This window comes from Kitasatospora sp. NPDC041988, from assembly GCF_055588525.1.
Window position 1 is genome coordinate 20306 of the sequence record NZ_JBVJCO010000035.1, and the last position, 21735, is coordinate 42040.

Here is a 21735-nt window from a genome sequence, read left to right on the forward strand (position 1 = left end):
AGGGGCGCGGTGGCACCGGCCGCCGACCAGTTCCGGGCAATCCCGCCGGGCGCTGGATGACGAGTGACGACGCAGGGCGGTGCCGCCGTCCTGGTGGGAAGTGCGGGAGGACCAGTGAGTGGAGCCACGGGTGCTGCGGGAGGAGCCACCGGCGGCCGTCCGGGCGCAGCACAGGGCGGCGGGGGCTACGGGGTGCCGCAGCCGCCGGCCGAGCACCCGGCCTCGTCCACCTCGCTGATGCCACCGGTCGGTGCGGCGGGCCAGGGCGGCGGGGCGACGTACGGCGGCCAGTCGGCCACGCCTCCGCCGCCGAGCGCGCCGGCGCCGGGTTCGGGCGGGTTCTCGCAGCCGACCACGTACGCCAAGGGGCAGCCGACGCCGCCCCGGGGCACCCGGGTCAGCGGTAACACCCCGCCCGGCGGCACGCCCGTCGCGGGCGGTGCCCCGCGCCGGCCGGCCGCCGCGCCGGCCGCGGCCGGGTCCGGCCTGGGCCGGACCCGCAAGGCCCGGCTGCGGGTGACCAAGGCCGACCCGTGGTCGGTCATGAAGGTCAGCTTCCTGCTGTCGGTGGCGGTCGGGATCATCATCATCGTGGCGGCCGCCGTGCTGTGGATGACGCTGGACTCGCTCGGCGTCTTCGACTCGCTGACGAAGACCCTCAAGGAGGTCACCGCCGGTGAGGCCCCGAACAGCGGCATCAACCTGATGGACTACGTCGGGTTCGGCAAGGTGATGACCTTCACCTCGCTGATCGCGGTGGTCGACGTGGTGCTGCTCACCGCGCTCTCCACGCTGTCGGCGTTCATCTACAACGCCGCGGCCGGCTTCACCGGCGGCATCGAGCTGACCCTCGCCGAAGAGGACTGACCCTCGGTCAGAATTTCCTCCGCGGACGGAATGAGCGGGCCCCGCAGGCTGTTTCAGCCTGCGGGGCCCGTCGGCATTCGGGTGACACCCGGCCCCCGCGGCGTGCCGCCCGGATCGGTGTCCGCCGCGGTGGGATTTGCTGGGTGCGCTCGTTCCGAGTTTCCGACTGCCGCTGGCCGCCCCCCGGCCCGACCGGCCGGGGCTGGTACGGCTGTGCAGGTACGGCTGGACGGAGGCGCGCGATGGCTCAGCTCGCAAAGCAACTGGTCGAGGCCCTGGAGGGGCTCCTGGGGCTCCCGGTTCCGCTGCGGGTGCAGATCTGGGACGGCAGCACGGCCGGGCCGCCGGGGGCGCCCACCGTCGTGCTGCGCAACCGGCGCGCGCTGCGCCGACTGCTGTGGCAGCCGGGCGAGCTGGGCCTGGCCCGGGCCTATGTCGCGGGGGACCTCGAAGTAGCCCCCGGTACCGACCTCTACGAGGTGCTGACGGCCGTGGCGCAGTTCTCCGAGCTCCCCGAGATCCGCCGGCTGCGGCTGGGCCCGGGCGACGTCCTCGGCCCCGAGGGCCGCCGGGCGCTGGGGGCCCTGCTGCGGGCCGGTGCGCTGGGCCCGCAGCCCGCCCCGCCGCCGGAGGAGGCCGGGACGGGCCAGGGACGGCTGCACAGCCGTGGCCGGGACCGCGCGGCCATCAGCCACCACTACGACGTCGGCAACGACTTCTACGGCCTCGTGCTGGGCTCGTCGATGGTGTACTCCTGCGCCTACTGGGAGCCCGCCGCGAAGAGCCTGGAGGCTGCCCAGGAGGCCAAGCTCGACCTCATCTGCCGCAAGCTCGGCCTGCGGCCCGGGATGCGCCTGCTGGACGTCGGCTGCGGCTGGGGCTCGCTGGTGCTGCACGCGGCCCGGCACTACGGCGTCACGGCGGTCGGCGTCTCCATCTCCGCCGAGCAGGTCGCGCTGGCCCGTCACCGGGTCGAGGAGGCCGGCCTGGCCGGCCAGGTGGAGATCCGCCTGCAGGACTACCGGGAGATCCCGGACGGCCCGTTCGACGCGATCTCCAGCGTCGGCATGGCCGAGCACGTCGGCGCCGCGCAGTACCGCGTCTACGCCGAGGGTCTCTACCGGCTGCTGGTGCCCGGAGGCCGGTTGCTCAACCACCAGATCGCCCGCCGCCCCGACCACCCCGGCGAGCCGTACCGCCCCAGCCCGTTCATCGACCGCTACGTCTTCCCGGACGGCGAGCTCTCCCCCGTCGGTTCCACCGTGGCCCGGCTGGAGGAGGCCGGCTTCGAGGTGCGCGACGTCGAGTCACTGCGCGAGCACTACGGGCTGACCCTGCGCGAGTGGGTGGCCAACCTGGAGGCGCGCTGGACGGAGGCGGTCCGCCTGGCCGGCCGCGGGCGGGCCCGGGTCTGGCGGCTCTACATGGCGGCCTCGGCGCTCGCCTTCGAGGAGAACCGGATCGGCGTGAACCAGATCCTCGCCGTCCGCACCGGTCCCGACGGCACCGCCCACCTCCCCGCGACCCGCGAGGAGTGGCTGCTCCGCCCCGCCACCGCCCCTCACCAGCAGAGCCCTGCCGCGAGCCCTGCCGGACCGGATTTTGGAGATCGGCCGTCGGTCCGCTAATCTTTCAGTGCGGCAAGGGCCTATAGCTCAGACGGTTAGAGCGCTTCCCTGATAAGGAAGAGGCCACAGGTTCAAGTCCTGTTAGGCCCACCACCGCGAAGGGCCCGGAGCGATCTCGCTCCGGGCCCTTCGGCGTTTCCGCGGCCGCCTGGTGGAACCGCGTGCCCGTCCCGGGGGTTGTACGGGTAGGGCAGGTGGAGAGGTGGTGGCGGTATGGCGTTGTTCCGGGCGATGAGCATTCCCGAGCTGGCCTGTGCGCTGGTCGCGCCGGCCTTCGTCGACCGGCCGGCGCTGTGGGCGCGGAAGTCGCACCGGATCCCGTGGCGTGGGACGGGCCGGGATCGGGCCTGGCTCGGACGTGGCGGGGGACGGGCCCGGGCCGGCTTTGGGCCCGGCTCGGGCCGGGCCGACCGTACGACAGAAGGTGTGGCGTCAATCCTCCGGCCGGACCGGTTGGTTGGAGGCAGCGGTGGCTGGTCACGATTGGGACACCGGTGTGTATCATCGGCCGCAAGGGCAGTCTGGCACCCGGCAGCCCGTTCGTGCTCGTAACAATTCATGGACTCGTCGACCCGGCCGTCCGGTCGGGGCACGGCTGTTGAGTCCGCTACGCAAGAAGGACGAGGTCCCGCGGTGAAGAAGCTTCTCCTGGTCGCCCTGGTCGCCCTCGGCGGCTTCTTTGTCTACCGTCAGGTCCAGGCGGACCGCGCCGAGCAGGACCTGTGGACCGAGGCCACCGACCCGGTCCCGGCCGGTCGCTGAGGACCCGGACGATCTGACGATCGACGATCTTCGGAGGCGCCGCACGGCGTCTCCCGGGCCGGTAGGCCCGGTCGGATGACCGGGCCCGCCGGCTTCCTGGCACCGTTCGGGCAGTAGGTGCCGGGGAGGGCGTGGGATTCGCGCCGGAACCCGGTACGCTAGTGCCCGGCGGTGCGCACAGTGCCGTCGAGGGGCTTTAGCTCAGTTGGTAGAGCGCTGCCTTTGCAAGGCAGATGTCAGGAGTTCGAGTCTCCTAAGCTCCACAGTGGAACAGCCGATCGGCCGCTGACCTGAATTCGGGTCAGCGGCCGATCGGCGTTTGCGGGGCGGGTGGCCATGGCCGCCGGTCAGTGCGGCTTGCGCGGGTCGTGCGGCTTCGGGCGCTCGTCGCCGGGGGCCGGCTTGCCGGGCGTCGGGCCGGGTTTGGGGGCGTCGGCGCCGGCGTCGGCCTCGCCACGGGCCGCGGCGGCGTCGGTGGTGCCGCCGGAGGCGGACCCGGCTGTTGAGCCGTTCACCGGGGTGTCGGCCGGGCCGGCGGCGGTGCTCGCGGCGTGGGCGCCGGAGGAGCCGGTGGCCGGGGTCCGCTCGGCGTCCGGCGGCTCGACCAGCCACTCGGGGTTGCCGTGGTGGCGCCACCACTGCCAGGCCACGATGCCGCTGCCGATCGCGAGGGCGCCGGCCACCGCCAGGCCGGTGGCCCAGCTGTTGCGGTGCTCCTTCTTGAGGTTCCGGGCGGCCAGGTCGCTGATCTCGGCGGACGTGACGTGGCCGTGCAGGGCGGTCAGCGCGGCGGCACCGCGGGTCTGGGCCTCCTGCGCGACGGGGACGACGGTGGCGCGGGCCCCGTCGACCACGTTGGCGACCTTCGGGCCGACGGTGGCGCGGGCCTGGTCGGCGGCGTGGGCCGCGGAGAGCCGGGCGGCCAGAGCGGCCTCCTGGGCGCGGTGCAGGGCCTTGAGCGCGTTCTGCTGGGCCTCGGGCGGCAGGCTGGCGAAGGCGTGGCCGAGCTGCGGGGCGATGCGCTTGTCGTACTGGACGCGGGCGTTGTGGGCGGCGTGGGCGGCCTTCGGCCCGATCGAGTCCAGGGCGGGGCCCAGCCGCTGCTTCGCGCCGTCCGCGAGCTGCGCCGCGGTTTCCTTGGCGGTGGCGGCGTAGGGCGCGAGGGTGTCCCGGGTCTTGCCGGCCGTCTCACGAGCTGAGTCCAAACGGGTCACGAGTCTCTCCTCCTGGGTGGCGTCCTTTATGCACATATCCACCTGAATGCTGATCATGCATGCTGTTTTGTCCCACAGCACTCCGGGATGGGCCGTACGCGGGGCGGGCGCAGCGGAGCAGACGGGGAAAGCGGCGAGGCGGGGAGGCGGGGCAGGGACGAGAAGAGGAGACGCCGGGGATCGCCCGCGGCCGATCGCGCCGCAGTACGCTGGCGATCCCGGTGGTACCCCGTTCGGCGGGGCGCCGCGGGGATTGCGTAGCAGGCGTGCGAGAAGGGGAAACCGCTGATGCTCCCGGACGAGCCCAGGCCGCCGACGGACCGGACCCCGGGGCCCGAGGGCGGGGCCGGCCTGGCGCGCTGCTACCGGCACCCCGAGCAGGAGACCGGGATCGGCTGTTCCCGGTGCGGCCGGCCGATCTGCCCGCAGTGCATGGTGAACGCCTCGGTGGGCTTCCACTGCCCGGAGTGCGTCCACGGCGCTAACCGGGAGGTGCGACAGGCGACCACCCGGTTCGGCGGGCAGCCGGCCGCGGACGGTGCGCTGGTCACCAAGGCCCTGATCGGGATCAACCTGGTGGTCTTCGTCCTCGCCGCCTATGTGCTCAAGCCGTGGCTGTCCGAGGACCTCTCGCTGTTCAGCGTGGGCCCGCAGATCACCGGCTTCCCGTACGGCGTCGCGGCCGGGCCGGACCAGTGGTACCGGCTGCTGACCGCGACCTTCCTGCACATCGCGCCCTGGCACATCGCCACCAACATGGTGATGCTCTGGGTGATCGGCCCGACGCTGGAGACGGCGCTCGGCCGGCTCCGCTTCCTGGCCGTCTACATGCTTTCGGGCCTGGCCGGCAGTGCCTTCGCCTTCCTGCTGGCCGGCGGCTTCATGAACTCCCTGGGGGCCTCCGGCGCCATCTTCGGCCTGCTCGGCGCCACCGTGGTGATGTACAAGCGGGTCAGGGCGCCGCTCGGCCCGGTGGTCGCGCTGCTGGTCTTCAACCTGATCGTCACCTTCTCGCTGAGCGGCATCGACTGGCGCGCGCATATCGGCGGGCTGATCGCCGGGACGCTGACCGCGGTCGGGCTGATGTACGCCCCGCGGGACCGCCGGGTGCCCGTCCAGGCGCTGACGGTGGCCGCGGTGGCGGGCCTGGTGCTGCTGATGGTCCTGATCGGGATGGCCCGCTACGGCGGGTGACGCGTCCGGACGTTTGTCCACAGCGGGCGGGGAGTAGTGCACAGCCAGTCGGGCGAGTGCATCGCCAGGTACTGTTCTACGCGTGTCCCGCTGCGACTGTTCGGCATTCGGGGGGCGGCGCGCGGGGGTGTGGAAAGTACGCCGGGCGTGAGTTATCCACAGGCCGGTGGGACTTTTCCCCAGTGTGGATAACCATGTGGATAAGCGCGATAAGCGGGATAACCGGGCGGCGGAACTCCACGCCGCCGATCCGCACGACCACGTCCGGGCGCACCACAGCGCCGTCCCGGGCGGAACTCTCCCGGGACGGCGGAATGCGCTCAGGGCTGGAGCCCCGGCGTCACTTCCACTGGGTGGAGACGCCGAACCCCGCCGCGATGAAGCCGAAGCCCACCAGGATGTTCCAGTTGTGCCAGCTCTCGACCGGCCAGCTGCCACTGGTCACGTAGTAGGTGACGATCCACACCAGTCCGACCAGGAACAGGGCCAGCATCAGGGGGGCTACCCAGCTGCGGCCCGTGCTGATCTTCACCGCGGCGGCCGTGGTCGGCGGGGTGTAATCGGACTTCTTGCGGAGTCGAGACTTCGGCACGAGGAGCTCTCCTGTCGATGCGCTGTGAGACCGCGCAGGGCTTCAGCGGGGGTCGGGCGGCCGGCAGTGGCGGTTGTGGAGAACGCTATGGGGACCGCCCCCGCACATGCCACCGGCGTCCGTTAGCGTAGTGGTTCGGCGGGTCCGAAGGAGATAAGGGTACGGTGACTAATTTGTCGATTCCCCCTCGGCCTGCCCGTACCCGTGCCTCCGGCACCCGAATTGTCGGCCGTGCCCTGACCTGCGCCGTATTCGCGCTCGCCGGGCTGCTCTTCTACATCAGCGCGCAGACCGCCCGCGGGACCGACCTGCGCACCGACAACTCGCTGCTCAGCCTCAGCGACGTGATACGCCAGCGCAGCGCGCAGAACCAGCAGTCGCAGGCGCAGCTCGCCGATCTCCAGGCCCGCTCGCAGGAGCTCACCGAGCAGCAGGGCGGCAGCCCGGCCGAGGCCTCCCGGCAGGACGCGCTGCGGCAGGGCGCCGCGCTGGAGCCGCTGCAGGGGCCCGGCCTCACCGTCACCCTCAACGACGCCCCGCCGAACGCCACCGCGCGCATCCCCGGGGTGCCCGAGCCCGGCGTCAACGATCTGGTCATCCACCAGCAGGACATCCAGGCGGTGGTCAATGCGCTCTGGCGCGGCGGCGCGGAGGGCGTGCAGGTGATGGACCAGCGGCTGATCTCGACCAGCGCCGTCCGCTGCGTCGGCAACACCCTGCTGCTCCAGGGCCGGGTCTACTCGCCGCCCTACGTGGTCAAGGCGGTCGGGAAGACCGACGCGCTGCGTTCGGCGGTGGAGACGGACCCGACGATCCGCAACTACCAGCAGTACGTGCAGGCGTACGGGCTGGGCTGGAAGGTCCAGGAGAGCGGCGACCTCACCGTGCCCGGCTACTCCGGCACCGCCGACCTGCGTTCGGCGACCGGCCAGTAGCGACCGGCCAGTAGCGGGCGGCCAGTAGCGGGCGGGCCGTCGCGGGCGGGCGGGACCGGCGACGGGCGGCAACGGCCGGGCAGCAACGGCCGGGCAGCAACGGCCGGGCGGCAGCGGGCCGGTGCCACTGTGGGAAGCCCGCCCCGCGGCCCTGGATCACGGGTCTACTCTTGACCCCAGTCTGTTACGTCGAGGGAGCACCATGTACGGCTGGATCTGGCGTCACCTTCCGGGGAACACCCTGGTCCGGGCCTTCATCTCGCTGCTCCTCGTCCTGGGGCTGGTCTACCTCCTCTTCACGTACGTCTTCCCGTGGGCGGAACCGCTGCTCCCCTTCGGCGACGTCACAGTGGACGGCGGCGACGGCGCCGCCGGCTGACCGGCGGCCCTGCTCCTCCTCCCAGCCCCCGCATCCCACGGAGATAGCGCGCGAATGACCACCCAGCCGACCCCGCCCCGCATCCTGGTCGTCGACAACTACGACAGCTTCGTCTTCAACCTGGTCCAGTACCTCTACCAGCTCGGCGCCACCTGCGAGGTGGTGCGCAACGACGAGGTGACGGTCGAGCACGCGGTGCGCCGCGACGGGGCGACGGGCTTCGACGGGGTGCTGCTCTCCCCCGGGCCCGGTGCGCCGGAGGAGGCCGGGGTCTGCATCGAGATGGTGCACCACTGCGCGGCGATCGGGCTTCCGGTCTTCGGTGTCTGCCTGGGTCTCCAGTCGATCGCGGTCGCGTACGGGGCGGTGGTCGGCCGGGCGCCCGAGCTGCTGCACGGCAAGACCTCGCTGGTCGAGCACGAGGACGGCGGGGTCTTCGAAGGCCTGGCCTCGCCGCTCACCGCGACCCGCTACCACTCGCTGGCGGTCGAGCCCGCCACCGTGCCGGACGAGCTGGTGGTCACCGCCCGGACCGGGAGCGGCGTGATCATGGGGCTGCGCCACCGCGAGCTGCCGGTCGAGGGCGTGCAGTTCCACCCGGAGTCGGTGCTCACCGAGGGCGGGCACCGGATGCTGGCCAACTGGCTGGCCGAGTGCGGCGATCCGCTGGCCGTCGGCCGTTCGGCCGGGCTCGCCCCGGTGATCGGCCGGGGCTGAGCGGCGTGACCGCGGTGCGTCCGGAGGGGCGTTACCAGTCGGGGGCCGGCCCGCACGAGGGCGGCCAGTACGGCTACGGCCAGGGCCCGCAGCACGGCCGGAGCGCGCAATACGAGCAGTATGGCCAAAGCGGCCACAGCGGCCAGAACGAGCAGTACGACCCGTACCAGGCGCAGCAGTTCCCGCAGGGCGGGGCCGTCCCCGCTCGGCATGGCCACCCGGCGCAGGGTGGGGCCGAGGACGCCTGGGGCGTCTACGAGCAGGCCGAACCGCCCCGGCAGCCCCAGGCGCCCCGGCAGGGCGGCTCGGGCGCCCCTGGTGGCCCTGACGGCCTTGGTGGCACCGAGGGCCCCGACGGTCCGGGCCAGCCCGAGTACCCCTGGCTGGCCGACCAGACCCTGCAGTTGCGTCTCCTGCCGGCCGCCGCCGGTCTCGACGCGCCGCCTGCCGGTGGCCGGGCGGAGCGGCGCCGGGCCGCGCAGGGCCGGATGTCGGTGCGCTCGGGCGGCGGGCGCCGCCGGGCGAGCGGCCGCGCCGCGGCCGGGGGGCCGGCGCGCCCCAAGGAGTCGGTGGCCGTGGTGGCCGCCCGGTTCGTCGGCGAGTTCTGCATCACGCTCGGCCTGGTGATGCTGCTGTTCGTCTCGTACCAGCTCTGGTGGACCAACGTGCAGGCCGATGCGGCCGCCGACGGCGCCCGCAACCAGCTGGAGCAGCAGTTCGGCGCCGCCCAGCCGGCCCCCGGTGCGTCCGGGCCGCCGGCGCCGGATCCGGCCAAGCCCGAGACCTTCGAGCCCGGCAAGGGCTTCGCGATCATCCACCTGCCGAAGCTGGGCCTGAAGTTCCCGATCGCCGAGGGCACCTCCAAGCCGGCGGTGCTCGACAAGGGCCTGGTCGGGCACTACACCGGCACCGGGATGCCGGCCGACAAGACCGGCAACTTCGCGCTGGCCGCGCACCGCAACACCCACGGCGAGCCGTTCCGGCACATCAACCAGCTCACCAAGGGCGACAAGATCGTGGTGGAGACCGCGACCGCGTACTACACGTACGAGGTCACCGGCGGCATTCCGGAGACCCCGCCGTCCAACGTGAGCGTGATCAAGCCGGTGCCCAACGGGTCCGGGTACGGCCAGGCCGGCCGGTACATCACCCTGACCACCTGCACGCCGGAGTTCAGCTCCAAGGCCCGTCTGATCGTCTTTGGCAAGATGATCGAGGAACGGCCGCGGAGCCAGGGCAAGCCGCCCGGTCTCACGGTCGGTTAGCGGCAGCGGAGGTGCGGCGGACGGCCGCCGCACCCGTGGACAGGTACGAGGGGGAGCAGAGTGACCCAGGACGCGACGGCGCAACCGGCGGCCGAGGAGGCCTTCCCACCACCCCCGCCCCCGCCCGCCGGCAAGGGGCGTGGCCGCGCGCTGGCCGCCCTGGGCGTCTTCGGCGAGCTGCTGATCACCCTGGGCCTGGTGCTCGGCCTCTTCGTCGCGTACTCGCTCTGGTGGACCAACGTGCAGGCCGACGCCTCCGCGGCCCAGGCCTCCGACAAGCTGCGCAGCTCCTGGGCGGCCGGCCCCACCGCCGCTCCCCCGGCCACCCCCGGCGCGACGCCCACCCCCGGTGCTCCCGCCACCCCCGGTGCTCCCGCCGCGTCCGGTGCTCCCGCCGCGCCCGGCCCGGCCTACGGCGCGGGTGACGGGGTCGGCTTCCTGCACGTCCCGGCGATGGGCAAGGACTTCCAGGTGCTGATCCGGATGGGCACCGACACCGCCACCCTGGCCGAGGGCGTCGCCGGGGTGTACGACCAGCCGTACCGCGCGGCGATGCCCTGGGACGAGACCGGCAACTTCGCGCTGGCCGCGCACCGGGACGGCCACGGGGCGAAGTTCCACGACCTCGACGCCGTCCACAAGGGCGACGCGATCGTGGTCGAGACCAAGGACAAGTGGTACGTCTACAAGGTCGACAACACCCTGCCGGAGACGTCCAAGTACGACACCGGCATCGTCGCACCCGTCCCCAAGGGCTCCGGCTACCAGGGCCCGGGCCGCTACATCACGCTGACCACCTGCACTCCCGTCTACACCTCGCGCTACCGGATGGCCGTCTGGGGCAGCCTGGTCCGGGTGGACGACATGGACGCCAAGCGCACGCCGCCGCCGGAGCTGCGCCACTCCTAGGTGTCTGACAGTCCCGCCCGGCGCGCCGGGAAGGAAACCCCCAGGGGCGCCGGGAATGCCCGAGGGCCCGCCGCAGTGATTGCGACGGGCCCTCGGGCGTCTGCCTCAGAACCAGGGGAACCAGGGGCTAGGGGTTCCCCCCTTTGGGGGGAGAGGTTGACGGGTTGGGGGTGTCGCCCCCTTTGGCGGGCTCCGCCGGCTTGGTCATCAGGATCACCTGCGTGTTCGGGTCGAGCTGGGTGCCCGCCGGCGGGTTGCTGCCCATCACCACGGCGTTCGGGTCCTGCGGGCCGACCACGCTGTAGCCGAGGCCTGCCTTCCCCAGCTTGTCGATCGCCTCCTGGAGCTTGGCGTTCTGCAGTGGCGGGACGGTGGCCTTGTCCGGCGCCTTGTAGACGATCAGGACGATCTTCGAGTTGGCCGGGGCCTTGCTGTTCGGCGGGATCGACTGCGAGGCGACGGTGTTGACCTTGGTCGGGTCGTTGGTCGTCGTGGTCTTCGAGGCGTCGACCTGGAAGCCGGCGCTCTCCAGCGTGGCCTGCGCGGCCTCCTTCTGCTGGCCGACCACGCCGGGGACGGCGACCTTGGCCTTGCCCTGCGAGACGATGAGCTTGACCGGCGCGGTCGGGTCACCGGGCGCACCGGGTGCCGGGTCCTGGGCGGTGACCGTCTCCTGGGGAGCGGTGTCGTCGTCCTTGTACTCGGTGGTGACGTTGGTGAAGCCGGCGTCGGTGAGCGCCTTGGTGGCCTGGTCCTTGGTCTTGCCGACCACGGTCGGCACGCTCGCCTTGGCCGGGCCGGAGGAGAGCTGCACCGTGATCGTGGCGGTCTCGGCGACCTGGGTGGCGGCCGCCGGGGTCTGGGTGCAGACCTGGTCCTTCTTGATGTTGGAGTCTGGGCAGGCGATCTTCTCGCCCTCGGTCACCACCAGCTTCGGACCGGCCTGCTGGGCCGCGGTCTTGGCCTCGGCCAGGCTCAGGCCCACCAGCTTCGGCGCCGTGACCTTGGGCGCCTCCTTGGCGGTGTCCTTCTTGTCGGCGAACATCGCCTGGGCGACGAAGAAGGTGCCGACCAGGACCAGCACGGCAGCGACCGCCAGCACGATCCAGGAGGTGTTGCTCTTCTTCGGCGGCTCCTCGCCGCGCCGGCCACCGCGGCCGTAGCCGTCGTCGTAGCCGTCGTTGCCGCCGCCCGGGCCGCCGGCGTAGGTCTGGCCGTAGCCGTCGTCCGGATAGCCGGGCTGCTGGCCGTAGCCGGGCTGGCCGCCGGCCTGCGGCAGCACCGTGGTGGGGCCGCCGGGCTGCTGCGGCAGCACGTTGGTCTGGCCGTACGGGTCGTGCTGCTGCGGGTAGCCGTTCTGGTCGTAGCCGTACCCGGCGGCACCCATGCCGTACGCGGCGGCCTGCTGGGCGGCGGCCACCGGCAGGCCGTCGAGGAAGCGCTCGATGTCGTCGCGCATCTCGTCGGCGCTCTGGTACCGGTAGTCGCGGTCCTTGGCGAGCGCCTTCAGCACGATCGCGTCGATCTCGGGGCGCACCTCGGGGTCGAAGACGGACGGCGGCTGCGCCTCCTCCCGGACGTGCTGGTACGCCACCGCGACCGGCGAGTCGCCGACGAACGGCGGGCGCACGGTCAGCAGCTCGTACAGCAGGCAGCCGGTGGAGTAGAGGTCCGAGCGGGCGTCGACCTGCTCGCCCTTGGCCTGCTCGGGGGAGAGGTACTGGGCGGTGCCGATGACGGCGGAGGTCTGCGTCATCGTCATCCCGGCGTCGCCCATCGCCCGCGCGATGCCGAAGTCCATGACCTTGACGTTGCCCTGCCGGGTCAGCATGACGTTGGCGGGCTTGATGTCGCGGTGCACGATGCCGGCCCGGTGCGAGTACTCCAGGGCCTGCAGGATGCCGATGGTCATCTCCAGCGCACGCTCCGGCAGCAGCCGGCGGCCGGAGTGCAGCAGCTCGCGCAGGGTGGACCCCTCGACGTACTCCATCACGATGTACGGGATGGAGATACCGTCGATGTAGTCCTCGCCGGTGTCGTACACGGCGACGATCGCGGGGTGGTTCAGCGACGCCGCGGACTGTGCCTCACGACGGAAGCGGGCCTGGAAGGACGGATCGCGGGCCATGTCGGCCCGGAGCGTCTTCACTGCGACGGAACGGCCGAGCCGGCTGTCATGGGCGAGGTACACCTCGGCCATGCCGCCGCGTCCGAGGACGCCGCCAAGCTCGTACCTGCCGCCTAGGCGACGAGGCTCTTCCATAGTTCCGACCCTCTCCCTCACCCGCCGGTGAGGTTGTGACGTAGGTGTCCCCGCACGCTCTGAGTGACGCCGGCCCGGCCCCGGGTGGTTCTGCGATCAGGACCCTGTGACGCCTCGCGGGCGGCAACGGGCACACCCGCTGCTTGCGGATACGCTACCGGTCGGACGGCGCCGGACCGGAGCCGCCCGTCGGCCGATATCAGACCGGTATCCGGACGGGGGTGCCGATCGTGACATTCCACTCACTCGTGACGTCGCTCCCTACTTGCCGAGGGCGGCCTGCATGACCGCCTTGGCGATGGGCGCGGCCAGCCGGCCGCCGCTGATGCCGTCACGGTTGTTGGAGCCGTCCTCGACCACGACCGCCACCGCGACGGACTGGCCGTCGGCGGTCTTGGCGTACGAGGTGAACCAGGCGAACGGCAGGCCGGCGTTGTCCTCGCCGTGCTGCGCGGTACCGGTCTTGCCGCCGACGGTCAGGCCCGGGATCCTGGCGTTCTTGCCGGTGCCGTTCTCGACCACCGAGACCATCATGTCCTGCAGCTTCTGCGCGGTGGCCGGGCTCATGGCCTGGGAGAACTGCTTCTCGGTGTGCTTGGAGATGGTGGTCAGCGAGGCCGAGCGCTCCTGGTCCACCAGGTACGGCTGCATCAGCGAGCCGTTGTTGGCGATCGCGGCGGAGACCATGGCCATCTGGAGCGGGGTGGCCCGGGTGTCGTGCTGGCCGATCGAGTCCAGCGCGACCCCGTCCGGGGTGGAGTTGGTCGGGAAGATGCTCTTCTCGGAGCGGACCGGGGTGTCCACCGTGCTGTTGAAGCCGAACTTCTCGGCCTGCGCTCGCATCTTCTCCTTGCCGAGCTCGGCGCCGATCTTGCCGTAGACGGTGTTGCAGGACCAGTCCATGGCGACCTTGAGCGTGGCGTTCTCGCAGGGCTCGTTGTCGCTCTCGTTCTTCAGCTCGGTCTTGGTGCCCGGCAGGACGTACGGCTTCGGGGTCTGGGTCTGGTCGTCGATGCCCTGGAAGACGCCGTTCTCGAACGCCGCCGCCGCGGTGACCAGCTTGAACGTCGAGCCGGGCGGGTACGTCTCGCGAAGCGCGCGGTTGAGCAGCGGCTTGTTCGGGTCGTTGAGCAGGTCGTTGTAGGCCTTGCTGTCGGACGACTCGAAGCCGGAGAAGGTGCTGGGGTCGTAGGACGGGGTGGAGACCAGCGCGAGGATCGCCCCGGTGCGCGGGTCGATCGCCGCCACCGCGCCCTTCTTGCCGGCGAGGCCGTCGAAGGCGGCCTTCTGGGCCTTGGCGTTGATCGTCGTGAGGACGTCGCCGCCCTTCTTCTGCTCGCCGGTCAGCATGTCCAGGGTGTTGCGGAAGAACAGCCGGTCGTCGGTGCCGGCGAGGACGTCGTCCTCCAGGCCCTCCAGTCCGGTGTTCTGGAACGCCGAGGTGTAGCCGGTGACCGGGGCGTAGAGCTGCCCGTCCGTGTAGGAGCGCTTGTACTTGAAGCGCAGGCCGTTGACGAAGTCGGACTGGGTGACCGGCTGCCCGCCGACGATGATGTTGCCGCGCGGGTGGGCGTACCGGTCGTAGACCTGGCGCTTGTTGTTCTTGTTGGTGGCCCAGGCGTCGGCCTGGACCCCCTGCACCCAGTTGGTGCGCACCATCAGGGCCAGGATCAGGATGAGGCAGAAGATCGATACCCGGCGGATCGGCTTGTTCACGAGGCGGTTCCCCCCTGGGTCTCGGTGGCCGGGGCCGGTTCCGCCCCGGGGCGGCGGGCGCTGTCGCTGATCTTCAGCAGGATCGCGACCAGGGCCCAGTTGGCGACCACCGAGGACCCGCCCTGGGCGAGGAACGGCATGGTCATACCGGTCAGCGGGATCAGGCCGGTGACGCCGCCGGCCACCACGAAGACCTGGAGTGCCATGGCCGAGGAGAGGCCGACGGCGAACAGCTTGCCGAACGGGTCCCGGGCGGCGACCGCGGTGCGCAGGCCACGCTGGACCAGCAGGGCGTAGAGCATGAAGATCGCCATCAGGCCGGTGAGCCCGAGCTCCTCGCCGAACGAGCCGAGGATGAAGTCGCTCTTGGCGGCGAAGTCGATCAGCCAGGAGCGTCCCTGGCCGAGGCCGGAGCCGGTGACACCGCCGGAGCCCAGCGCCATCAGCGACTGGCCGATCTGTTCGGTCGAGCCCGCCGGCGGTTTGGGCCCGAAGGCGGCCATCGGGTCGAGCCAGGCGTCGATGCGGACCTTGACGTGGCTGGCGGTGGAGGCCACCGCGACGGCGCCGCCGACCGACATCAGCAGGCCGAAGACGATCCAGCTGGTGCGCTCGGTGGCGACGTAGAGCATCACCACGAAGAGGCCGAAGTACAGGAAGGACGAGCCGAGGTCGTTCTCGAAGATCAGGATCAGCAGGCTGAGCAGCCAGATCACGATGATCGGCCCGAGGTCGCGGCCGCGCGGCAGGTAGAGGCCCATGAAGCGGCGGCTGGCCAGTGCCAGGGCGTCCCGCTTCACCATCAGGTAGCCGGCGAAGAAGACGGTCAGGATGATCTTGGCGAACTCGCCGGGCTGGATCGAGAAGGCGCCCATCCGGATCCAGATCTTGGCGCCGAAGTCCTCCTTGCGGGCCGGGAAGAAGGCCGGCGCCGCGAGCAGCACCAGGGCCGCCGCCATCGAGATGTAGGTGTAGCGCTGGAGGACCCGGTGGTCCTTCAGGAAGATCATCACGAAGATGAAGAACGCCACCCCGAGGCCCGACCACATCAGCTGGTTGGCGGCCGCGGGGTAGTTGTTGTGCAGCAGCTTCCCGGCCTTGTCGAGCCGCCAGATCATCACCACGCCGAGCCCGTTGAGCAGGGTGGCGATCGGCAGCATCAGCGGGTCCGCGTACGGCGCGAAGCGGCGCATCAGCAGATGCGCGATCAGCGCGAGCGCGCCCATGCCGAGGCCGTAGCCGAGCATGCCGGCGGGCAGCGAGTCGTCCATCGCCAGGCCCACGTTGGCGTACGCCAGGACCGGCAGCACCACCGCGAAGGCCAGCATGGCCAGCTCGGTGTTGCGCCGGTTGGGCGTGCCCTGGGGGGAGATGGTGGTGTTGCCCCGGCGCCGGGAGGAGGCGCGGTCGGTCGGCACGTTCCCGGCCCGGCTGTCCGCGCCGTTGCTCACATCAAAGGTACTCATGCGCCCACCTCGCTTCGCTCGGCAGGGGCATTCGCCCACACACGCCCTTCGATGCTTCGCTCGCTTCGCTGTCTCACTTGGTGGCCGCTCCCTGACGGCCGGCAGGCCCGCTCCGGGCGGGCCTATGTCGGGTCGCGGCCGTCACGGCTTCGGGCAGGAGTCGGCCTTCTGCCGCTCCTCGTCGCTGAAACCGGGCAGGTCGTTCTGCGGCCCGGTGGCCGGGGCGGCGGCGCTCTGGCTGGGGGCCGCCGTACTCGGGGTCGGGGTCGGGGTGGGGGCGGCGCTGGGCGCGACCGCCACCGGGCCCCGGTTGGTCGCGGACGGGCTGGGCGAGGTGGCCGTCACGAACCCGACGTGCGACACCGCCGCGGCGGGCGCGGTGCCGGGCTGTCCGGCGGCCGGGGTGCCCGCCGCCTGGTTGGCGGCGTTGGCCCGGGTGTCCGCGACCTTGTGGCAGAACGCGGCCTGCTCGCTCAGCTTCTTCACCTTGTCGCCCGCGTCGCCGAGGCTGCTGGCCGAGATGGTGTTGGCGACGAGGGTGCGCTGGTCCTGCGGCAGGTACTTGAGTTCGATGTCCTTGTACGAGGTGTGCACCGAGGACAGGCTCAGGCCGGCCAGGCTCTGGTTGAGGCCCTGGTAGACGGCGACGTGGTCGCCGTCCGCGCCGACGTAGTACTGGTCCTGGGTCCACTGGTAGCCGAAGAAGCCGGCGCCGCCGAGCAGGCCCAGGGTGACCAGCGCGACCAGCGAGAGCTTGAGCGCCTTGCCCTTGCGCTTCGGCCGCTCCTCGTCGTCGAACTCCTCGGTGCCGTAGACCGGCGGCTCGCCCGCGCCGTAGCCCTCGGCCGGGCCGAAGCCGGCCGGGGCGGCGCCGTAGCCGCCGTCGTAGCCCTCGGCGGGGCCGAAGGCGCCCTGCGGGGAGCGCCCGAGGCCGGCCGCCCGGCCGGCCGGGGTGTCCCGGATCGACCGGTCGGCGGCGGCCGAGGACGGCGGGGTCTCGGCGACCGCGCCGACGACCACCGGGACGTCGTTGAACTGGCCGCTCAGGGTGTCCGTGGCGCCGACGTCGATGACGTCCGCCACGATGCAGGTGATGTTGTCCGGACCGCCGCCGCGCAGCGCGAGCTGGATCAGCTCCTGCACGGTCTGCTCGGGGGAGTAGAAGCTCCCGAGGGTGTCCTGGAGGGTCTGGTGGCTGACCGGGCCGGAGAGGCCGTCGGAGCAGATCAGGTAGCGGTCGCCGGCCCGGACCTCGCGGATCGACAGGTCGGGCTCGACCTGGCCGCGGCCGTCCAGCGCCCGCATCAGCAGCGAGCGCTGCGGGTGGGTCTCGGCCTCCTCGGGCGTGATCCGGCCCTCGTCGACCAGCCGCTGCACCCAGGTGTGGTCCTGGGTGATCTGCACCAGCGAGCCGTCCCGCAGCAGGTACGCGCGGGAGTCGCCGACGTGCACCAGGCCCATCCGTTGCCCGGTCCAGAGCATCGCGGTGAGGGTGCAGCCCATGCCCTCCAGCTGCGGGTCCTCCTCGACCATCTGCCGGAGGCGGTCGTTGGCACCCTGGACGGCTTCGCCGAGCAGGGTCAGCAGGTCGGCGCCCGGCACGTCCTCGTCCAACCGGACGATCGAGCCGAGCACCTCGGAGGACGCGACCTCGCCGGCCGCGGCGCCGCCCATGCCGTCGGCCACGGCCAGCAGCCGTGGCCCGGCGTAGCCGGAGTCCTCGTTCCCCTCCCGGATCAGCCCCTTGTGGGAGCCGGCGGCGAAGCGCAGCACCAGGGTCATGCGACCTGAGCCCCCCTCTGGGTCATGGACGGGATGCTGTCCCTCATGCGCTACTACTTCCGCAGTTCGATGACGGTCCTGCCGATACGGATCGGCATGCCCGGCTGGAGCGGCGTCGGCGCCGTCAGGCGCTGCCGGTCCAGATAGGTGCCGTTGGTGGAGCCTAGATCCTCGACCGTCCACTGCCCAGTCTGATCCGGATAGATCCTGGCATGCCGGGAGGACGCGTAGTCGTCGTCCAGCACGATGGTGGAGTCGTGCGCGCGACCCAGCGTGATGGTCTGGCCCTGCAGCGCGACGGTCGTGCCGGCCAGCGAGCCCGCCACCACGACCAGCTGGGTCGGGGCGCCGCGGCGGCGCCCGCCGCCCTGGGTCTGCTGGGCAGCGGGGGCGCCGGACGGGCCCTGTGGGGCGCGCCCGGGCGCGGGGGCCGGCGCAGCGGCCGCCGTGGCGGCACCGCCACGACGGGAGGAACGGGGGTTCACCCGTGTCCCGAACAGGTCACTGCGGATCACCTGGACCGCGACGATGACGAACAGCCACAGTACGGCGAGGAAGCCCAGCCGCATGACCGTGAGGGTCAGTTCTGACATGGCCGGCCCGCCCGTGAGTGAGCGAAGCGAGCGAACAAATCGGACACTACCCTTCGACCTGTCGGTAGACGATGGTGGTGGAGCCCACGACGATTCGAGAGCCGTCGCGGAGCGTAGCGCGCTGGGTGTGCTGTCCGTCCACCACGATGCCGTTGGTGGACCCCAGGTCGAGCACCATCGAGGGCGTGCCGGGACGGATCTCGGCGTGCTTGCGGGACACCCCGGGGTCGTCGATCCGCACGTCGGCCTCGGTGGAGCGGCCGAGCACGCAGGCGTTCCCGGTGATCTGGTGGCGGGCGCCGTTCACCTCGATCCAGCGGCGGACCGAGGTGCCGTGGCCGGCGCCCGGGAACGGGCGGACGTTGCCGCCGGCGGGAGCGGGCTGGCCCGGGGGCATGGCGGGGGGCGCGGCCGGCGGCGGGGGCGCACCGTACGGCGCGGCGCCCTGCTGCTGCCACGGTGCGCCGGGGGCCGGGGCGGCCGGCGGGCGGCCGTAGCCGCCCTGGGCGGGCTGCGCCGGGGCCTGCTGCTGCGGCGGCTCCTCGGCGGCCAGCGTGCGGCTCCGCACCCGGTACAGGCCGGTGTCCAGGTCGTCGGCCTTCTCCAGGTTCACCTGGAGCGGGCCCATGAAGGAGTACCGCTGGGCCTCCGCGTACTCGCGGACCATGCCGGCGAGCTCGCTGCCCAGCTGGCCGGAGTAGGGGCTCAGGCGCTCGAAGTCGTGCGGGCTCAGCTCGACGATGAAGTCATTGGGCACGACCGTGCGGTCGCGGTTCCAGATGCTCGCGTTGTTGTCGCACTCACGCTGCAGAGCGCCGGCGATCTCCACGGGCTGGACCTCGGACTTGAACACCTTGGCGAAGGTGCCGTTGACGAGACCCTCAAGTCGCTGTTCGAACTTCTTCAGCACTCCCATGGGACACCCCCTTCCAGGGTTCGTTCGCCTGCCTGCCGACCGGATCCCGGGGAGAGCCGGTGACGCCTACTTGCGGTACTTCCGTACTGATCGTATCCACGCCGCGGCCATCCGTACGGTTCCCCGTCCGAGTGGTGACCGGGGGTGGGCTCGGACACACAGGGTGACGCATCCCGGCGGCAGCACGCCAGGGCTACCCGCCGGAGGGGGTCGCCATCCCTCGCTCGCCTGTTCGCCGGGCATCCGTTCGGATGCGCTCGGCCTCCCCGGGAAACGGATTCGGAGGTGCCCCGCAGGTCGTGCTAATGTTTTCCACGTCGGAAGGGGCGCCCGCAAGGGAGCCGGATCGAAGAACCGCGAAGGCCACATGGTACCGAGCGGGTCGGCTGATCGGCTGGCAACCACGACAAACACCCATGCGCGGGTGGCGGAATAGGCAGACGCGCTGGATTCAGGTTCCAGTGCCCGAAAGGGCGTGGGGGTTCAACTCCCCCCTCGCGCACAGCGAAGCCCCGCAGATCTTCGGATCTGCGGGGCTTTCTCGTTGTCCGGGGCTCCCCCGGCCGGCTCCGGGGAGTGCCGCCACCGGCCACCGGGCGGACGCCGGTGGCCGGTGGGGTTCAGCCGGGGGAGCGGGGTCAGCCGCGGGTGGCGGGGAGGTCGGCGCGGACCTCGAAGCCGCCGTCGGGGGTCGGGCCGGCCGACAGGGTGCCGCCGAGCAGCTGGGCACGCTCGTGCAGGCCGACCAGACCGTGGCCGCCGCCCGGCAGCGTCTCGGCGGGCCGGACCGGCGGGGCGTCGTTGCGGACCTCGACCTGCAGCCGGTGGCCCCGGGTCCGGACCTTCACGTGCACGGCGGCGTCCGGGGCGTACTTGGTGATGTTGGTGAGCGCCTCCTGCACGGTGCGGTAGGCGGCCCGTTCGACCGCCTCCGGCCACGGCCGGTCACCGGGGGACAGCTCGGCCTCGGCGGCCAGGCCGCTCTCCTCGATCAGCCGGGGCAGGTCGGCCAGCCGGGGCTGCGGGGCCAGCGGGGCGTCCCCGCGCGAGCCGGCGGCGCGCAGCACCCCGACCATCTGCCGCAGCTCGTCGAGGGTGCGCACGGAGAGCTCCCGGATGGTCCGGGCGGTGGTCGCGGCGGCCGGGTCGGCGGTGCTGACCTGGAGTGCGCCGGCCTGGATGCTGATCAGGCTGACCTGGTGCGAGACCACGTCGTGCATCTCCCGGGCGAGGCGGCCGCGCTCGCTGATCAGCACCCGTTCGGCGAGCAGCCGGCTCTCCCGCTCCTGGCCCCGGGTCAGCTCGTCCAGCCGGGCCGCCAGCTCCCGCCTGGTCCGCGCGAGCATGCCGGTGGCGGCCGGACCGGCGGCCAGCATCACGGACTGGATGGCGTACAGCGCGGTGTCCCGGCTGAGGGCGAAGGTCTGCTCGGAGATCGGCCAGTGGAAGAACTCGACCAGGGCGAAGAGGGTCGCGCAGGGCACCACCACGCGCGGGCTGGAGCGTTCGGCGGCCACCGTGTAGACGGCGGTGATCGGGGCGAGCCAGATGTCGTCGACGTAGCTGCCGGGCATGGTCAGCAGCAGCACGGTGACCGGGAAGCGCCGGCGCCAGAGCAGGACGACGGCGGCGAGCGTGGAGAGCAGCACCTGCCACCAGGGCGCGTCCCGGGCCACCAGCGCGGCGTCCACCAGGGAGTAGAGGGTGGGCAGCAGCAGCATCAGCCACGGCGCGGTGAGCCAGGCCGGGTGGCGTCTGGCGGGGGGTGGCTCGGCGCTCATGCCCCGTCGCCGGGCTTCGGCCGGACCAGACCGGCCCGGTGGGCGATGACGGCGGCCTGCACCCGGTTGGCGGCGCCGAGCTTGCCGAGGATCGCGCTTATGTGGTCCTTCACGGTGCCGGTGCCGAGGAAGAGGCGGTCGGCGATCTCGGCGTTGGACAGGCCTTCACCGAGCAGCGCCAGCACGTCGAGCTCGCGGCCGGTGAGGGTGCGGGCCAGTGTGGCGGCCTCCGCGTCCGGGCCGCCGCCGTCCACGTAGCCGCCGATCACGGTGCGGGTCACGGTCGGGGAGAGGATGTTGCCGCCGGCCGCGAGCACCCGGACGGCATGGACCAGCTGCTCCGGGGCGGTGTCCTTGAGCAGGAACCCGGCCGCGCCGGCGCGCAGCGCGGTGCCGATGTACTCGTCGCTGTCGAAGGTGGTGAGCATCGCCACGGCCGGCGGCTCGGGCAGGGCGCGCAGCCGGCGCAGCACCGAGATGCCGTCCAGGTCGGGCATCCGGATGTCGAGCAGCACCACGTGCGGGCGCAGGCGCTGGACGCACTGCTCGGCCTGGCCGCCGGAGCAGTCGCCGACCACCTCCAGATCGGGCGCGGAGCCGACGATGAGGCCGAGGCCGGAGCGGACCAGGATCTCGTCGTCCACGATCAGCACGCGGGTGGTGGTGATGGTCCCTCCTCGGTTCGGGCGGCCGGGCGGCCGGTCCGCTCGATGCAGTCTCCCTGAGCAGTTTCGAGACTAGGGCGTGACGGCCCGG

19 protein-coding genes and 3 tRNA genes are annotated in these 21735 nt (G+C 72.2%); 12 read left to right on the top strand and 10 right to left on the bottom strand.

The window, feature by feature from the left end; all coding sequences use genetic code 11:
* Positions 1-114: 114 nt before the first annotated feature.
* The 5 genes from ACZ6NC_RS29405 to ACZ6NC_RS29425 all read left to right on the top strand — a co-directional run bounded on the left by ACZ6NC_RS29405 (position 115) and on the right by ACZ6NC_RS29425 (position 3520).
* Positions 115-867 (top strand): DUF3566 domain-containing protein, encoded by a 753-nt coding sequence (locus tag ACZ6NC_RS29405; RefSeq protein ID WP_465736794.1) that lies wholly within the window; start codon positions 115-117, stop codon positions 865-867.
* Between the two features lie 242 nt (positions 868-1109).
* Positions 1110-2495 carry a class I SAM-dependent methyltransferase gene (locus tag ACZ6NC_RS29410; protein ID WP_465736795.1) on the top strand — a complete coding sequence of 462 codons (1386 nt, stop codon included), beginning with the start codon at positions 1110-1112 and terminating at the stop codon, positions 2493-2495.
* 16 nt (positions 2496-2511) lie between these two features.
* Positions 2512-2588: transfer RNA gene (locus tag ACZ6NC_RS29415), tRNA-Ile, on the top strand.
* Between the two features lie 540 nt (positions 2589-3128).
* The gene (locus ACZ6NC_RS29420) at positions 3129-3257 is read left to right on the top strand and encodes a DLW-39 family protein (RefSeq protein WP_014137031.1); all 129 of its coding nucleotides are present in this window, start codon (positions 3129-3131) and stop codon (positions 3255-3257) included.
* Between the two features lie 190 nt (positions 3258-3447).
* A tRNA-Ala gene (locus ACZ6NC_RS29425) sits at positions 3448-3520 on the top strand.
* 84 nt (positions 3521-3604) lie between these two features.
* Here the strand turns inward: ACZ6NC_RS29425 and ACZ6NC_RS29430 are convergent.
* Positions 3605-4471, bottom strand: a complete 867-nt coding sequence (locus ACZ6NC_RS29430) for a DUF5324 family protein (RefSeq protein WP_465736796.1) — start codon at positions 4469-4471, stop codon at positions 3605-3607.
* Positions 4472-4759: 288 nt separating this feature from the next.
* Between ACZ6NC_RS29430 and ACZ6NC_RS29435 the strand changes: the two genes are divergently transcribed.
* Positions 4760-5665, top strand: a complete 906-nt coding sequence (locus ACZ6NC_RS29435) for a rhomboid family intramembrane serine protease (RefSeq protein ID WP_465736797.1) — start codon at positions 4760-4762, stop codon at positions 5663-5665.
* A 340-nt stretch (positions 5666-6005) separates the two neighbouring features.
* Here the strand turns inward: ACZ6NC_RS29435 and crgA are convergent, their stop codons facing one another.
* Positions 6006-6257 carry a cell division protein CrgA gene (gene crgA / locus ACZ6NC_RS29440; protein ID WP_209415492.1) on the bottom strand — a complete coding sequence of 84 codons (252 nt, stop codon included), beginning with the start codon at positions 6255-6257 and terminating at the stop codon, positions 6006-6008.
* A gap of 173 nt (positions 6258-6430) precedes the next feature.
* Between crgA and ACZ6NC_RS29445 the strand changes: the two genes are divergently transcribed.
* The 5 genes from ACZ6NC_RS29445 to ACZ6NC_RS29465 all read left to right on the top strand — a co-directional run bounded on the left by ACZ6NC_RS29445 (position 6431) and on the right by ACZ6NC_RS29465 (position 10462).
* Complete coding sequence (locus ACZ6NC_RS29445) at positions 6431-7192, top strand: DUF881 domain-containing protein (RefSeq protein WP_465736798.1); 762 nt, start codon at positions 6431-6433, stop codon at positions 7190-7192.
* A 202-nt stretch (positions 7193-7394) separates the two neighbouring features.
* Positions 7395-7571, top strand: coding sequence for a hypothetical protein (locus ACZ6NC_RS29450; protein WP_174315663.1), 177 nt, complete (start codon positions 7395-7397; stop codon positions 7569-7571).
* 54 nt (positions 7572-7625) lie between these two features.
* Positions 7626-8288 carry an aminodeoxychorismate/anthranilate synthase component II gene (locus ACZ6NC_RS29455; protein WP_465736799.1) on the top strand — a complete coding sequence of 221 codons (663 nt, stop codon included), beginning with the start codon at positions 7626-7628 and terminating at the stop codon, positions 8286-8288.
* Positions 8289-8293: 5 nt separating this feature from the next.
* On the top strand, positions 8294-9553 hold the full coding sequence (locus ACZ6NC_RS29460; protein WP_465736800.1) for a class E sortase: 1260 nt from the start codon (positions 8294-8296) through the stop codon (positions 9551-9553).
* A 60-nt stretch (positions 9554-9613) separates the two neighbouring features.
* Positions 9614-10462, top strand: a complete 849-nt coding sequence (locus ACZ6NC_RS29465) for a class E sortase (RefSeq protein ID WP_465736801.1) — start codon at positions 9614-9616, stop codon at positions 10460-10462.
* Between the two features lie 127 nt (positions 10463-10589).
* Here ACZ6NC_RS29465 and pknB read toward each other — a convergent pair whose 3' ends face one another.
* The 6 genes from pknB to ACZ6NC_RS29495 form a co-directional block, all read right to left on the bottom strand.
* Positions 10590-12725: a Stk1 family PASTA domain-containing Ser/Thr kinase gene (pknB, locus tag ACZ6NC_RS29470; protein ID WP_465736802.1), complete on the bottom strand. Its 2136-nt coding sequence runs from the start codon at positions 12723-12725 to the stop codon at positions 10590-10592.
* Positions 12726-12986: 261 nt separating this feature from the next.
* Positions 12987-14441, bottom strand: coding sequence for a peptidoglycan D,D-transpeptidase FtsI family protein (locus ACZ6NC_RS29475; RefSeq protein WP_465736803.1), 1455 nt, complete (start codon positions 14439-14441; stop codon positions 12987-12989).
* Positions 14438-15907, bottom strand: a complete 1470-nt coding sequence (locus ACZ6NC_RS29480; RefSeq protein WP_465736804.1) for an FtsW/RodA/SpoVE family cell cycle protein — start codon at positions 15905-15907, stop codon at positions 14438-14440. Before ACZ6NC_RS29480 ends, ACZ6NC_RS29475 begins: the two co-directional genes overlap by 4 nt.
* Positions 15908-16048: 141 nt before the next feature.
* Positions 16049-17689: a PP2C family protein-serine/threonine phosphatase gene (locus ACZ6NC_RS29485; protein ID WP_465736805.1), complete on the bottom strand. Its 1641-nt coding sequence runs from the start codon at positions 17687-17689 to the stop codon at positions 16049-16051.
* A 53-nt stretch (positions 17690-17742) separates the two neighbouring features.
* Positions 17743-18282, bottom strand: a complete 540-nt coding sequence (locus ACZ6NC_RS29490) for an FHA domain-containing protein FhaB/FipA (protein ID WP_148643805.1) — start codon at positions 18280-18282, stop codon at positions 17743-17745.
* Between the two features lie 46 nt (positions 18283-18328).
* Positions 18329-19198 carry an FhaA domain-containing protein gene (locus tag ACZ6NC_RS29495; protein WP_465736806.1) on the bottom strand — a complete coding sequence of 290 codons (870 nt, stop codon included), beginning with the start codon at positions 19196-19198 and terminating at the stop codon, positions 18329-18331.
* A gap of 418 nt (positions 19199-19616) precedes the next feature.
* On the opposite strand from ACZ6NC_RS29495, the gene ACZ6NC_RS29500 reads away from it, so the two are divergent.
* Positions 19617-19700 (top strand) — tRNA-Leu (locus tag ACZ6NC_RS29500).
* 136 nt (positions 19701-19836) lie between these two features.
* Here ACZ6NC_RS29500 and ACZ6NC_RS29505 read toward each other — a convergent pair.
* Together ACZ6NC_RS29505 and ACZ6NC_RS29510 are read right to left on the bottom strand one after the other, a co-directional pair.
* Positions 19837-20979 (bottom strand): sensor histidine kinase, encoded by a 1143-nt coding sequence (locus ACZ6NC_RS29505; RefSeq protein WP_465736807.1) that lies wholly within the window; start codon positions 20977-20979, stop codon positions 19837-19839.
* Positions 20976-21626, bottom strand: coding sequence for a response regulator (locus ACZ6NC_RS29510; protein WP_465736856.1), 651 nt, complete (start codon positions 21624-21626; stop codon positions 20976-20978). Before ACZ6NC_RS29510 ends, ACZ6NC_RS29505 begins: the two co-directional genes overlap by 4 nt.
* Positions 21627-21735 lie beyond the last annotated feature (109 nt).

What these genes read in the sequence shown, in the direction of transcription:
- ACZ6NC_RS29455 (WP_465736799.1), top strand. Translation starts at nt 7,626, where the DNA reads ATGACCACCCAGCCGACCCCGCCCCGCATCCTGGTCGTCGACAACTAC.
- ACZ6NC_RS29480 (WP_465736804.1), bottom strand. Translation starts at nt 15,907, where the DNA reads ATGAGTACCTTTGATGTGAGCAACGGCGCGGACAGCCGGGCCGGGAAC.
- ACZ6NC_RS29450 (WP_174315663.1), top strand. Translation starts at nt 7,395, where the DNA reads ATGTACGGCTGGATCTGGCGTCACCTTCCGGGGAACACCCTGGTCCGG.
- ACZ6NC_RS29490 (WP_148643805.1), bottom strand. Translation starts at nt 18,282, where the DNA reads ATGTCAGAACTGACCCTCACGGTCATGCGGCTGGGCTTCCTCGCCGTA.
- pknB (WP_465736802.1), bottom strand. Translation starts at nt 12,725, where the DNA reads ATGGAAGAGCCTCGTCGCCTAGGCGGCAGGTACGAGCTTGGCGGCGTC.
- ACZ6NC_RS29485 (WP_465736805.1), bottom strand. Translation starts at nt 17,689, where the DNA reads ATGACCCTGGTGCTGCGCTTCGCCGCCGGCTCCCACAAGGGGCTGATC.
- ACZ6NC_RS29495 (WP_465736806.1), bottom strand. Translation starts at nt 19,198, where the DNA reads ATGGGAGTGCTGAAGAAGTTCGAACAGCGACTTGAGGGTCTCGTCAAC.
- ACZ6NC_RS29435 (WP_465736797.1), top strand. Translation starts at nt 4,760, where the DNA reads ATGCTCCCGGACGAGCCCAGGCCGCCGACGGACCGGACCCCGGGGCCC.
- ACZ6NC_RS29410 (WP_465736795.1), top strand. Translation starts at nt 1,110, where the DNA reads ATGGCTCAGCTCGCAAAGCAACTGGTCGAGGCCCTGGAGGGGCTCCTG.
- ACZ6NC_RS29505 (WP_465736807.1), bottom strand. Translation starts at nt 20,979, where the DNA reads ATGAGCGCCGAGCCACCCCCCGCCAGACGCCACCCGGCCTGGCTCACC.